The 13,187-nt window shown below is 63.2% G+C and carries 11 protein-coding genes and 3 tRNA genes; 5 read left to right on the top strand and 9 right to left on the bottom strand.

Translation table 11 applies throughout. The annotated features are described in order from the left end of the window. Nucleotides 1–359: 359 nt before the first annotated feature. Complete coding sequence (gene aceA, locus Q0L30_RS09365; RefSeq protein WP_296654277.1) at nt 360–1,667, top strand: isocitrate lyase; 1,308 nt, start codon at nt 360–362, stop codon at nt 1,665–1,667. A gap of 374 nt (nt 1,668–2,041) precedes the next feature. On the opposite strand, the gene Q0L30_RS09360 is transcribed toward aceA, so the two are convergent. Then, the gene (locus Q0L30_RS09360) at nt 2,042–2,476 is read right to left on the bottom strand and encodes a universal stress protein (RefSeq protein ID WP_296654275.1); all 435 of its coding nucleotides are present in this window, start codon (nt 2,474–2,476) and stop codon (nt 2,042–2,044) included. A gap of 168 nt (nt 2,477–2,644) precedes the next feature. Beyond that, nucleotides 2,645–3,556: a LysR family transcriptional regulator gene (locus tag Q0L30_RS09355; RefSeq protein WP_296654274.1), complete on the bottom strand. Its 912-nt coding sequence runs from the start codon at nt 3,554–3,556 to the stop codon at nt 2,645–2,647. A gap of 168 nt (nt 3,557–3,724) precedes the next feature. Here Q0L30_RS09355 and Q0L30_RS09350 point away from each other — a divergent pair, with 168 nt between their 5' ends. Together Q0L30_RS09350 and aceB are read left to right on the top strand one after the other, a co-directional pair. Then, nucleotides 3,725–4,522, top strand: a complete 798-nt coding sequence (locus tag Q0L30_RS09350; protein ID WP_296654272.1) for a haloacid dehalogenase type II — start codon at nt 3,725–3,727, stop codon at nt 4,520–4,522. A 68-nt stretch (nt 4,523–4,590) separates the two neighbouring features. After that, nucleotides 4,591–6,183 (top strand): malate synthase A, encoded by a 1,593-nt coding sequence (gene aceB / locus Q0L30_RS09345; protein WP_296654270.1) that lies wholly within the window; start codon nt 4,591–4,593, stop codon nt 6,181–6,183. A 135-nt stretch (nt 6,184–6,318) separates the two neighbouring features. Here aceB and rraA read toward each other — a convergent pair whose 3' ends face one another. After that, the gene (rraA, locus tag Q0L30_RS09340; RefSeq protein ID WP_296654268.1) at nt 6,319–6,819 is read right to left on the bottom strand and encodes a ribonuclease E activity regulator RraA; all 501 of its coding nucleotides are present in this window, start codon (nt 6,817–6,819) and stop codon (nt 6,319–6,321) included. Nucleotides 6,820–7,033: 214 nt separating this feature from the next. Here rraA and Q0L30_RS09335 point away from each other — a divergent pair, with 214 nt between their 5' ends. Continuing rightward, nucleotides 7,034–7,939 carry a helix-turn-helix domain-containing protein gene (locus tag Q0L30_RS09335; RefSeq protein WP_296654266.1) on the top strand — a complete coding sequence of 302 codons (906 nt, stop codon included), beginning with the start codon at nt 7,034–7,036 and terminating at the stop codon, nt 7,937–7,939. A 100-nt stretch (nt 7,940–8,039) separates the two neighbouring features. On the opposite strand, the gene Q0L30_RS09330 is transcribed toward Q0L30_RS09335, so the two are convergent. From Q0L30_RS09330 to gltX, 5 genes are all read right to left on the bottom strand, one after another. Then, nucleotides 8,040–8,504: a GNAT family N-acetyltransferase gene (locus Q0L30_RS09330; protein ID WP_296654264.1), complete on the bottom strand. Its 465-nt coding sequence runs from the start codon at nt 8,502–8,504 to the stop codon at nt 8,040–8,042. 183 nt (nt 8,505–8,687) lie between these two features. Then, nucleotides 8,688–8,764: transfer RNA gene (locus Q0L30_RS09325), tRNA-Asp, on the bottom strand. A 78-nt stretch (nt 8,765–8,842) separates the two neighbouring features. Continuing rightward, nucleotides 8,843–8,918 (bottom strand) — tRNA-Glu (locus tag Q0L30_RS09320). Between the two features lie 166 nt (nt 8,919–9,084). After that, a tRNA-Ala gene (locus Q0L30_RS09315) sits at nt 9,085–9,160 on the bottom strand. Between the two features lie 224 nt (nt 9,161–9,384). After that, a complete protein-coding gene (gene gltX, locus Q0L30_RS09310) occupies nt 9,385–10,806 on the bottom strand; it encodes a glutamate--tRNA ligase (RefSeq protein ID WP_296654262.1) in 1,422 nt (473 codons plus the stop codon). 499 nt (nt 10,807–11,305) lie between these two features. Here gltX and Q0L30_RS09305 point away from each other — a divergent pair, with 499 nt between their 5' ends. Further along, on the top strand, nt 11,306–12,283 hold the full coding sequence (locus Q0L30_RS09305) for a patatin-like phospholipase family protein (RefSeq protein ID WP_296654260.1): 978 nt from the start codon (nt 11,306–11,308) through the stop codon (nt 12,281–12,283). A 95-nt stretch (nt 12,284–12,378) separates the two neighbouring features. On the opposite strand, the gene Q0L30_RS09300 is transcribed toward Q0L30_RS09305, so the two are convergent. Continuing rightward, the gene (locus Q0L30_RS09300) at nt 12,379–13,068 is read right to left on the bottom strand and encodes a C40 family peptidase (RefSeq protein WP_296654258.1); all 690 of its coding nucleotides are present in this window, start codon (nt 13,066–13,068) and stop codon (nt 12,379–12,381) included. Nucleotides 13,069–13,187 lie beyond the last annotated feature (119 nt).

Here is a 13,187-nt window from a genome sequence, read left to right as displayed (position 1 = left end):
AGCTGCAAATCGAAGACCGGTGCCTCGTCACCGGTCTTTTTTTGCCTCCGTCACGATTTCACGATATGAAAAAATTTTTTGCTTCGTAAAAAATCGTGCTGCGTGGCACAAAGCGACTCATTGCAAGATGGGAAATTGCGTCCCTTATTGCGAAACGAATCAAATAACTGATTGATTTTATTGAATAAAAAAACATCAAAAAACCCGCATAGACATCTGTCGGCCCCATATCGATTTGCCTAGACTCTTATATAAGACTTCACGAAACGAAACGCACGGAAGCGCAAGAGCAGTACCTCATTTTGCGAAGTCACCGATTCCATCCGGTCTTACTTATCAGGCAAACGAAGGAGCACATCATGTCGACCCGTCAGGAACAAGCGAAGCAACTCCAACAGGAATGGGATACCGATCCGCGCTGGAAAGGCATCAAGCGCAACTACACCGCCGACGACGTGGTGCGTCTGCGCGGCTCGGTCCAGCCTGAGCACACGCTCGCGAAGCAGGGCGCGCAAAAGCTGTGGAAAGGCGTGAACACCGAGCCGTTCATCAACTCGCTCGGCGCGCTGACCGGCAACCAGGCCATGCAGCAGGTGAAGGCCGGTCTCAAGGCGATCTATCTGTCGGGCTGGCAGGTCGCGGGCGACGCCAATCTCGCCGGCGAAATGTACCCGGACCAGTCGCTCTACCCCGCCAACTCGGTGCCGCAAGTCGTGAAGCGCATCAACAACACGCTCACGCGCGCCGACCAGATCCAGTGGTCCGAAGGCAAGAACCCGGGCGACGAAGGTTACGTCGACTTCTTCCAGCCGATCGTCGCGGACGCTGAAGCCGGCTTCGGCGGCGTGCTGAACGCGTTCGAACTGATGAAGGCCATGATCGAAGCGGGCGCCGCGGGCGTGCACTTCGAAGACCAGCTCGCTTCGGTGAAGAAGTGCGGCCACATGGGCGGCAAGGTGCTCGTGCCGTCGCGCGAAGCCGTCGCCAAGCTGACCGCTGCGCGCCTCGCTTCCGACGTCTGCGGCGTGCCGACCGTGCTGCTCGCCCGCACCGACGCGGAAGCCGCCGACCTCGTCACCTCCGACATCGACGACAACGACAAGCCGTTCCTCACGGGCGAGCGCACGGTGGAAGGCTTCTTCCGCACGCGCAACGGCCTCGAACAGTCGATCTCGCGCGGTCTCGCCTACGCGCCGTACGCCGACATGATCTGGTGCGAAACCGGCAAGCCGGACCTCGAGTTCGCCAAGAAATTCGCGGAAGCGATCCACAAGCAGTTCCCGAACAAGCTGCTTGCGTACAACTGCTCGCCGTCGTTCAACTGGAAGAAGAACCTCGACGACGCAACGATCGCGAAGTTCCAGCGCGAACTCGGCGCGATGGGCTACAAGTTCCAGTTCATCACGCTCGCGGGCTTCCACTCGCTCAACTACTCGATGTTCAACCTCGCACACGGCTATGCGCGCCAGAACATGAGCGCGTTCGTCGAACTCCAGCAGGCCGAGTTCGCCGCCGCCGAAAAGGGCTTCACCGCCGTGAAGCATCAGCGCGAAGTCGGCACGGGCTACTTCGACGCCGTGACGCAGACGGTCGAGCGCGAAGCGTCGACGACCGCCCTGCACGGTTCGACGGAAGACGAGCAATTCTTCGACAAGAAGGTGGCGTAAGACCACCCGCAGCAACGGCACCGCCGGGCGGTGCCGCAGCCGGTACGCGTGACCCTGGCGGGGCGCGCCGGCTGCGGCAGCGATCCGTCATGCCACCTACTGCGACACAAGGCTTCCACGACAGGGCGAGCCAATCAGGGGGCAGAACGAGGCCAGGCGCTGCCGGACACGATCCGGCCCGCCGCACGGCCCGGCAACCGGCCGGGCACGCGGCGCCAGGTCTCGCCAGCAAATGAAGCCCAACAAGGGCAGCACCACGGAAGGCGCATGGGCACCGGCTGTATGTATATGCCCATGCGCCGGCTGTGGCGACCGTGGCGGTTGTGACGCGCCGCAGCTGGGTCTGTCGCGTGCTTTGCGTTCTCAGCGGTAAATCAGCGGTAAACGATCACTGGAATTTTTGTATGCGTGAGCACGCGCTGCGTCTCGCTGCCGATCAACAGGCTGCCGAGTCCCCGGCGTCCGTGCGACGCCATGAAGATCACATCGCAGCCGCCCGCTTCGGCCGCTTCGATGATGCCGAGATACGGCGACGGATGAACACTCGTACGGCTTTCGCAGACGACACCCGCGCTACGCGCCGTGTTTTCGATTTCCTGCAGATGCGCGCGCGCCTCCCGCTCGGCGCGGGTCTGGAAATCGCCCGGTTGCTCGATCACGACGTCCGCATACGGTGCATACGGATATTGCGGCAGACACGCGTAGGCCGTGACTCGTGCGCCAACGGTGCGCGCCAGGTCGATCGCGCCGTCGATTGCCTTCTTCGACAGATCCGAACCGTCGGTAGGAACGAGAATGTGCTTGAACATGGCGCCCTCCGTTGTACGCAGCGGCCAGTCGCGGCGATCCGGGCATTCCGGGTGTTCGGCATCCGGATCCCGTCAGAACGATTGTAGTGCGCTAAAAACGGGCGCAAGGCGCACATGCGGGTCTCCACGCATATCGGAAACGCGCATGCGGGCGCTCCAACGAAGCCGTCACTCCCCGCCCCAGTACCGCGGATGACCGTACGTATGCTTGAGAAGATCGAGAAAGAGGCGCACACGCAAGGGCAAATGCCGACGCTGCGGAAACACCGCATGGATGCCGATGGGCGGCGCGGCGAACGCATCGAGCACAGCAACGAGCCGCCCCGCCGCGATGTCCTCACCGACTTCCCACCACGAACGCCACGCCAGTCCGTGGCCGTCGAGACACCATTCGTGCAGCACTGCGCCGTCGGTGCATTCCATCGTGCCCGTCACACGCATCGACACCACCTTTCCGTCTTGCTGAAAAGTCCAGCTGCGTTGCTGGTTCGCGCCGCTCGCACCGAGCGCGAGGCAGTTGTGGTGCGCGAGATCGGCGAGCGTTTCGGGCGCGCCGTGCCGCGCAAGATAATCCGGCGAAGCGATACACACGCGGCGGTTCTCACCGAGCTTGAGCGAAACGAGCGACGAGTCCGGCAGCTCGCCGAGGCGCACGGCGCAATCGAAACCCTCGTTGACGAGGTCGACCAGGCGATCGGAGAGATCGAGCGTGATCGAGACATCGGGATGCGCGCTCGTGAACGCCGGCACGAGCGGCGCGACGTGACGCCGTCCGAAGCCCGCGGGCGCCGACACGCGCACGTGCCCGCTCGCCTTCACGCGCCCCGCCGAAACGCTCGCTTCGGCGTTCTGCATGTCGTTGATGATGCGCTGGCAGTCCTCGAGAAACGCGGAGCCTTCGAACGTCAGCGTGATGCGACGCGTCGTGCGTACGAGCAGCTTGACGCCAAGCCGCTCTTCGAGCGCATCGATACGGCGACCGATGATGGCGGGCGCGACGCCTTCAGCTTGCGCGGCGGCGGAGAGACTGCCCTTGGCCGCGACGGCGGCGAAAGTTTCGATCTGCTTGAAGCGATCCATCGGCGGGCAATGAGAAGTGAATATGTGAACGAATCGGGTGGTAAAGGTCGTGCGAATGGCCAGATTAGGTGGGCAAAAGTAAAAGATCAAGTGATCGGTGCGCCCTTTTTCAGAGATAGAGCGCATCAATACAATTCAGAAAGCCCCCTGACGATGGAGGATCCGACGATGCCTGCTTCATTTGCACAAAGCGCCGCACAATCCGCCGCAAAAACCGCAACCCGATTCCCGACAGCCGTAATTTTCGACGCCTACGGCACGCTGTTCGACGTGCACTCGGTCGCCGCCGCCGCCGAGCAGATGTTCCCCGGCCACGGCGATGCGCTCTCACAGCTTTGGCGTCTCAAGCAAATCGAATACACGCAGTTGCGCACGCTGTCCGATCCGGCTGGCGCACGCTATCGCCCGTTCTGGGACGTGACGCTCGACGCGCTGCGCTATGCGGCGCGCCGCCTGAATCTAGCGTTGACGGGCGCGGACGAAAAACGCCTGATGGACGAATACGCGTGCCTTTCTGCGTTCCCCGACGTGCTGCCCATGCTGCGCCGCCTGCGCACGCCGCGTGAAGACGGCTCGCGCCCCGGCCTCGCGATTCTCTCGAACGGCAATCCGCCCATGCTCGACGTCGCGGTAAAAAGCGCGGGTATGAACGGGCTCTTCGACCACGTGCTTTCCGTCGATCCCGTGCGCGCCTACAAACCGGCAGCCGCGGCCTACGCGCTCGGCACGGCGGCCTTCTGCGCAACGCCTGGCGAGATCGTGTTCGTCTCGTCGAACGGCTGGGACGCGGCAGGCGCCGGCTGGTTCGGCTACACGACGTTCTGGATCAACCGACAGCGACTGCCCGCCGAAGAACTCGGCGTTGCCCCGCACGGCACCGGCAGCGGCATGGATGACCTCGCCGCCTTTCTCGACACCGCAGCGCCGCCCGAACGGACCCCGGCGCGCCCCCGCCCGGGCGCATGACGATCCTCCCTGACCGGACGACGCGCACAAACCCAAGCATTCATAAACCGACCGACCAAGGAGCAAATATGGCTAACACGTTGCAACTGCCGCAAGGCATGCAGATCTCGGCTGACATCAAGCCCGGCTTCGAAACGATCCTCACGCCCGCGGCGCTGGAACTCGTCGCAAAGCTCCACCGCGCATTCGAGCCGCGCAGGCAGGAACTGCTGAAGGCGCGCGCCGAGCGCACGAAGCGTCTCGACGCCGGCGAGCGTCCCGATTTCCTCGCGCAGACGAAGGCCATCCGCGAAGCCGACTGGAAGGTCGCGGCCCTGCCGAAGGATCTGGAATGCCGCCGCGTGGAAATCACGGGCCCGGTCGAGCGCAAGATGATCATCAACGCGCTGAACTCGGGCGCGGATGCCTACATGACCGACTTCGAGGATTCGAACGCGCCGAACTGGGACAACCAGATCACCGGCCAGATCAACCTCAAGGACGCGGTGCGCCGCACGATTTCGCTGGAGCAGAATGGCAAGTCGTACAAGCTCAACGACAAGGTCGCGACGCTGATCGTGCGCCCGCGCGGCTGGCACCTCGACGAGAAGCACGTCACGGTCGACGGGCAGCGTGTGTCGGGCGGCATCTTCGACTTCGCGCTCTATCTGTTCCACAACGCGCAGGAACTGATCGCGCGCGGCAGCGGCCCGTATTTCTATCTGCCGAAGATGGAAAGCCACCTCGAAGCGCGCCTGTGGAACGACATCTTCGTCGCCGCGCAGGAAGCCGTGGGCATTGCGCGCGGCACGATTCGCGCGACGGTGCTCGTCGAGACGATTCTCGCGGCGTTCGAGATGGACGAAATCCTGTATGAGCTGCGCGAGCATAGCTCCGGCCTGAATGCGGGCCGCTGGGACTACATCTTCTCGGCGATCAAGAAGTTCAAGAACGACAAGGACTTCTGCCTCGCGGACCGCGCGCAGATCACGATGACGGTGCCGTTCATGCGCGCCTACGCACTCGAGCTGCTCAAGACTTGCCACCGCCGCAATGCACCGGCGATCGGCGGCATGAGCGCGCTCATCCCGATCAAGAACGATGCGGCAGCAAACGACAAGGCGATGGCCGGCGTGCGCTCGGACAAGGCGCGCGATGCCACCGACGGCTACGACGGCGGCTGGGTCGCCCACCCGGGCCTCGTGCCGATCGCGATGGAAGAGTTCGTGAAAGTGCTCGGCGACAAGCCGAACCAGATCGCGAAGCAGCGCGCCGATGTGACCATCGCGGGCAAGGATCTGCTCGACTTCCGTCCTGAAGCGCCGATCACCGAAGCGGGCCTGCGCGGCAACATCAACGTCGGCATCCACTACCTCGGTTCGTGGCTCGCGGGCAATGGCTGCGTGCCGATCCACAACCTCATGGAAGATGCCGCGACCGCTGAAATCTCGCGCTCGCAGGTGTGGCAATGGATCCGCTCGCCGAAGGGCAAGCTCGACGACGGCCGCAAGGTCGCGGCCGAACTCGTGCGCGATCTGATCCCGCAGGAGCTGGACAAGGTGAAGGCCGTGGTGGGCGGCGACACGAAGCCGTACGAGCGCGCTGCGCAGATCTTCGAGCAGATGTCGACGTCGGAGAATTTCGTCGAGTTCCTGACGCTGCCGCTCTACGAAGAAATCTGATGACCGGCTGATCGCCACGCGCGATCCCGGCAGAAAACAAAGGCCCGGCGGATTTCCGCCGGGCCTTTGTATTTTTTGGCGCGTTAGCGCATCTGGCGCTCAGGTCGGCCTTCGGGTTGGTCCTCAGGTTGGCCTTCAGGCCGCGTCGAGCCGCTCGTGCGAGACGAGCACGCCGTCGATATCGGCGTAAATCCAGTCGCCCGTGCGCACAACCGCGCCCGGCATGCGCACCGTCACTTCACGTTCGCCGACGCCGCGCCGGAAACTGCGCTGCGGATGCGTCGCGAGCGCGACAATGCCCACATCGAGCGCATTCAGTTCGAGCGTATCGCGCACGCAGCCGTTGACCACGATGCCCGCCCAGCCATTGTTCTGCACCAGTTCCCCGAGCTTGCCGCCCACCAGCGCGCAACGCAGGCTGCCGCCGCCATCGACGACGAGCACGCGGCCCTCGCCCGGCATCTCAAGCGTCGCACGCACGAGCGAGTTATCTTCGAAGACTTTCAGCGTGAACGCCGGGCCGCTGAAAGACGGCAAGCGGCCAAACCAGCGGAAGACGGGATCGAGTACGTGCAGCGTGCCGGCGGCGAGCCGGTCTTCGTGTGCATCGCAGAGGTCGGCTGTGGCGATATTCATGGTGTCTCCATTCGGATACGTTCGGTAAATTCGGATACGTTCGGATAAGGCGATTCGTCCGTATTATGCCTGCCCATAAAACGGTGCGGACACCTCTGCCGAACGGCCATCGCATGTCATCGCCGCCCGTGCATCCGTGCGCTTGCAGCCGGATTGCACCTAAAATGACCGCGAGCCGTTCACATTGCGCGCACCCGTGCGCGTGTCTTCCACCATGCCCTTGCAACCGCCGCCGTACGTCAACCCGCACGCCAGTCCGCACGTCGACCCGCGCGCGGAATTCGCCGACATTCCTCCGGAGTTCGAGCCCACGTCCGCGCATCCCGTGCGTGTGCGCTCGCGTCCGATGGCGACTGGCGTACGGATCTCGCAACACACGCATGCCTGGGCGCAGCTCGCGTACGCATCGCGCGGCGTGCTGCGCATGATGACGCCCGGCACGACGTGGATGGTGCCGCCATCGCGCGCGATCTGGGTTCCGCCTTACGTGACGCACGAAGTGGTGATCGTCGAGGATGCCTTCCTGCGCACGCTCTATGTCGACGAATCGGTGATTCCGCCTGGACTCGACGCATGCCGCGTGGTCGAAGTCTCGGGGCTCCTGCGCGAAACGATCGCCGCGTTCGACGAACGCCGCATCGCACCCGCGCGTGAACGGCTGCTCGGCGCGCTCGCGCTCGACGAGATCACGCGCTCCGCACCGTTGCCGCTCTCGGTGCCGATGCCCGAGGAAAAGCGCCTGCGCTCGCTGTGCGAGGCGCTGCTCGCCGACCCGGCCGGACCGGGTTCGCTCGAATACTGGGCCGCTCAGGTCGGTGCGAGCACGCGCACGATCGCGCGCTTGTTCCGGCAGGAACTCGGCGTGAGTTTTTCTCAGTGGCGCCAGCAGGCCATTCTTGCGCGAGCGATTCCGCTGCTCAATCAGGGGCGGCCGATGGCGATCGTCGCGCAGGAACTCGGCTACCAGAGCCAGAGCGCATTTTCGGCGATGTTCCGGCGTGCTTTCGGGGAGAGTCCGCGTGCATTCATCGCGCGCGGCACAGGCGATCGTACGGAAGAAGGCACTGAAGACTCGGTGCTGCGCGATGTGATGGACGCCGCTCGCGATGGGTCCGACTAAACGGACGAATAGATATCGCGCAATTTATCAACGTAACGACTGAACGCAACGTCGATCCCTCGTCGCAAGCCGCAATTGAACCGCGTGTATGGCGATGCGCTCAGACCGGCCGCGTCATGTGCCGTATCGAGCCGAGCCTCGCGAGCCTGGGTCCTGCCACGCGATAACCCATACGCAGATAGAGCCGCGCAGCGGGGTTATCGATGAACACGCGCAACTGCAATTCGCGCAGCCCGCGCTCACGTGCCCAGCGATGCGACATGTCGAGCAGGAAAGTGCCGGCGCCATGGCCGCGGTAGCCCTCGGCGATCTGCACGTCGCGAATATGCAGCGAATCGCCCTCTTCCGTGATGCGCAGCACGCCGATCGCCTGGCCATCGAGTTCGAGAATGAAGTTCTCCGACTCGCGGTAGCTAGCAAGAAACAGATCGCCGCGCCAGATGAGATGGTGCCGCCGATAGTAGCCACCCATGTTGTGGCGCGTGAGCGCCTCGGCGAACTCGAAGTCGTCCATGGAGGCCTGGCGCAACTGGAAGCGCGATGGGATGTCGTTCGGTGCGAACATGGAATGCAAGCGGCGCGCTGGGTTGAATCTCGCGGAATTAATTCTCGCCGGGTTAAATCTCGATTACGCTACGATACCGCGCGCACGCCGGCAATGACAGTTTGTCCGTATGGCCAGACAAAAGAGAAACGGCAGTCCAAAAGAAAAAAGCCCACTGGAAAACTCCAGTGGGCTTCGTTCGTCTGGCGGAGCGGACGGGACTCGAACCCGCGACCCCCGGCGTGACAGGCCGGTATTCTAACCAACTGAACTACCGCTCCAGTCCTGCTGCTACCGGCGGGCGTCGGTCGATTCCCGCTGGCTGCGTCGCCGTGCTGCAATGGCGCCGCTGTTGTCTCTGGCGTCCCCTAGGGGATTCGAACCCCTGTACTCACCGTGAAAGGGTGATGTCCTAGGCCTCTAGACGAAGGGGACATGATCTTTTCAGATAATGCCTTGCTACACTTTACTGCCGTTTTCCTGCAATTCGCTAGTTAATTCAGCTAATCGCGAGAAACAAGATTCTAACTTCTTTACAGCATTATGTGAAGATTTTTTTCTTCACATCCGCTTTCGCGGAGAAATTCCTACTCTGCTCTGTTGGTGGAGGTAAGCGGGATCGAACCGCTGACCTCTTGCATGCCATGCAAGCGCTCTCCCAGCTGAGCTATACCCCCTTGCAGAACAGAAGCGAGATTATAAGGAGCAATTTCGCTTTTGTAAAGAGCTTTTGGATCGTTTTTGGCAACGTTCTTGAAACTTCCGTTCTTGAAACTTCGCCGATCCAGCCACTCCGTCGTGAACTTTGCAACTCGTTCACGCTCCGTTTTCAACGGAGCCCGAATACTACAAGAACTCATGCGCCGGCGCTAGTGCCGGCGCCGAAAATCTTGAAAAAAGATCAAGCCGATTTCGCGAGACCCTGCTCGATACGACTCACCACCACATCACGGGTAAAGAGCGAGAGCACCGCATCGATGCCAGGCGTGTGCGTCGTGCCCACCACGAACAGGCGCACCGGCATCGCCAGTTGCGGCATCTTCAGCTTGTGAGCGGCGAGCGTCGCCTTCATCGCGGCCGAAATGCCCTCCTTCGTCCACTCAGCCGCCTTGAACGCGCCAGCGAGGTCGGCGAGCGCCGGGCGCACGGCATCCGTGACGTGCTGCGCGAGCGCCTCGGCTTCGGGCTGCGGCTCGCGATAGAACATCTGTGCGCTCTCGGCGATCTCCTTGATCGTGTTCGCGCGGTCCTTCAGAAGCGCGATCGCGCCTTCGAGCGACGGACCCTGCGCGAGCGATGCGTCGTCGATGCCGAGCGCCCCGAAGAACGGCTTCGCGAGTTGCGCGACACGCGCGCTATCGGTTTCCTTCAGGTAGTGGTTGTTGAGCCAGTCGAGCTTGTTCTGGTCGTACTGCGCCGGCGACTTGCCGAGGTGCTCGAGATCGAACCACTCGACAAACTGGTCGCGCGAAAACACTTCGGCGTCGCCGTGCGACCAGCCAAGCCGCGCGAGGTAGTTCAGCACCGCTTCCGGCAGATAGCCCGAATCGCGATAACCCATCACGCTCATCGCGCCGTGGCGCTTGCTCATCTTCTCGCCCTGCTCATTGAGCACGGTCGGCAGGTGCGCGAAGACCGGCGGCTCGGCGCCGAGCGCACGCAGGATGTTGATCTGGCGCGGCGTATTGTTCACGTGGTCGTCGCCGCGGATCACGTGCGTGATCTTCATGTCGAGATCGTCGACCACGACGCAGAAGTTGTACGTCGGCGTGCCGTCCGGGCGCGCGATCACGAGGTCGTCGAGCTCCTCGTTCGAGATCTCGACGCGGCCCTTCACGGCATCGTCCCACGCGACCACGCCCGACAGCGGGTTACGGAAACGCAGCACCGGCTTCACGCCCTCCGGCGGCACCGGCAGGACCTTGCCCGGCTCGGGACGCCACGTGCCGTCGTAGCGCGGCTTCTCGCCCGCGGCGCGCTGGCGCTCGCGCAGCGCGTCCAGTTCTTCCGTCGACATGTAGCACGGGTACACGAGGCCCTGCTCGGCCATCTGCGCGAGCACTTCGCGGTAACGGTCCATGCGCTGCATCTGGTAGAACGGGCCTTCATCGATATCGAGGCCAAGCCACGCCATGCCTTCGATGATCGCGTCGACCGCTTCGGACGTCGACCGCTCGACATCGGTGTCCTCGATCCGCAGCACGAATACGCCCTTGTTGTGGCGCGCGAACGCCCACGGATAGAGCGCGGAGCGGATGTTGCCGAGGTGGATGAAGCCGGTCGGGCTCGGCGCGAAGCGGGTACGGACAGGAGTCGTGGTCATGTGCAATTACTCGGAGACGGTGCGGCCGCGCGACTGCGGTCGGCGACGGTCGGCGGGGTTCGCCAGCGGCGCGGCGCGACACAACGCGGCACGCGTGCGAACGAAGAACCGGGAAAATTCGAGACCGGATTATACCCGCCGCAGGCACCTTCGGCCCGGCCTTGGGGCGCGCACGCGCCCGGCGAATGGGGCACGGGCCGCTTTGCCGCACATCGCCACCGTGCTCGCATCATTGGCTGACGCTGGACCGATGCGTGGAGCGCCCTGTGACCCCAAACCCGCGCCGACACAAGGCGTTACACGTGCTTTTTGAAAACCGGCGCGGCTTTGCCTTATGATGTCGGCGCGCCGCATCCATCGCCCGGCGCCGCGGGGAACGCCAGGCGCTGCCCACGCGACCAGATTGCGGCCCACGGACCGTTTGCGGCGTGTGATCCGGGTGTGATCCTGTGATTGCGCGCCCCACGACAGCCCGTCCGGTGCCGGTTGGAGAACCCGTTTGAAGCCGTCATCGCCCTCTTTGAGCCGCCGCAGCTTTACGCTCGCGGCAGCGTCCACCGTCCTCGCAGCCTGCACGACCGCAGTCACCGAAACCGCCAAAGTTGCACCGCCCGTAAGCGAGACGACCGCCCCGCCGCCCGGCAACGCAGCCAGCGCCGTGCCGCCCATTGCGAGGCCGGCTCGCCCGGTGCGCGTCGGCCTCGCGCTCGGCGGCGGCGCTGCACGCGGCTTTGCGCATATCGGTGTGATCAAGGCGCTGGAAGCGCGCAATATCCACGTCGATGTGGTTTCGGGGACAAGTGCGGGCTCGGTGGTCGCAGCGCTCTACGCCTCGGGCATGAATGGTTTCGCCCTCAACAAGCTCGCGCTGCAGATGGACGAAGCATCGATCAGCGACTGGGCCATGCCGTTCAGCACGCGCGGCTTCCTGCACGGCGTCGCCCTGCAGAATTACCTGAACACGACCCTGCGCAATCGCCCGATCGAAAAGATGGCGAAGCCGCTCGGCATCGTCGCCACCGATCTGCACAGCGGCCAGGCGATCCTGTTCCAGCGCGGCAATACCGGCACGGCAGTGCGCGCGTCGTGCAGCCTGCCGTCGATTTTCGAGCCGGTAAAGATCGCCGGCCACGAATATGTCGATGGCGGCCTCGTGAGTCCCGTGCCGGCTTCGTTTGCGCGCAAGATGGGCGCCGACTTCGTGATCGCGGTGGATATCTCGGCGCGCCCGGAAACGGCCGCGACGGTCAGTCAGTTCGATGTGCTGATGCAGACCTTCACGATCATGGGCCAGTCGATCAAGAACTACGAACTTGAGAAATACGCGGACGTGGTGATTCGTCCGGCCCTGAACGCGATGTCGGGCAGCGATTTTGGCCAGCGTAACGCGGCCATCCTCGCGGGTGAGGAAGCCGTCGCGAGGATGATGCCGGAGCTTGACCGCAAGCTCGCGGCCGTGCACGCCTCGTTTGCCTGAGAGAACGCGGGCTGCGGCCCGGGCCAACGCGAAAACGAAAAAAGCCTGCTTCAGATGAAGCAGGCTTTTCGAGAATCCGAACCTTTTAACAGCGCTTAGTTACCGCCGGAACCACCGTTGAGCTGAACGCTCACACGCTGCCGGAGGTCCTGCTGCTGTTGCGGCGTGAACGACGCTTCGACGCGGCGGGCGCCGGTAAAGCGCTTTTCCCAATATCCGTCGTCAAGATCGTCGACACGGATCGTGCTGCCGGTGGACGGCGAATGGACGAACTTGTTGTCGCCGATATAGATGCCGACATGCGAGAACGTGCGGCGCATCGTATTGAAGAACACGAGATCGCCCGGCTTGAGATTTCTCATGCTGACTTTCTCGCCAACACGGCTCATCTCTTCCGCGCGGCGCGGCAGCGACATGCCGAGCGTGTCCTGGAACACGTAGCGCACGAAACCGCTACAGTCGAGGCCCGAATCCGGAGTGCTGCCACCCCAGCGATAGCGGACGCCGATCATGTTCAGTGCGCCCACAACGACATCGCCAGCCTTGCCGGCCATGCCGGAGAGGAACGATCGGGCGCCGCTGCCAGCCGGAGCCGGGGTCGCCTGTTCAGTGGGAAGGGATTGCGTAGCCTGGGAGTTCGCCGCAGTGCTGGGCGAACCGGAGACATCCTGGGTAGAGCTGCTTACTTCGTCGGCGAAAGCGCCGGGCGCCGCGGCTACCAGTATGCCGATGAACATCCCGGCGACGACGCGCGCGCAAGCCTGGGTCAAGTATCGGTACTGCATTGTTCGGTAGAAAGTGCCCGCGAAACAGGGGGTTAGAAAAAAACTCTGGACGATACTAGCCAGTAAGTATTTGCGTGTCAAAACAAATAGAAAAAAACAATCGCAATAACCACATCATT

It is taken from the genome of Paraburkholderia sp. (assembly GCF_024281035.1).
Taxonomy (GTDB): domain Bacteria; phylum Pseudomonadota; class Gammaproteobacteria; order Burkholderiales; family Burkholderiaceae; genus Paraburkholderia.
The sequence above is the reverse complement of the archived record's forward strand: the minus strand, read 5'-3'. Positions and strand labels throughout refer to the sequence as shown.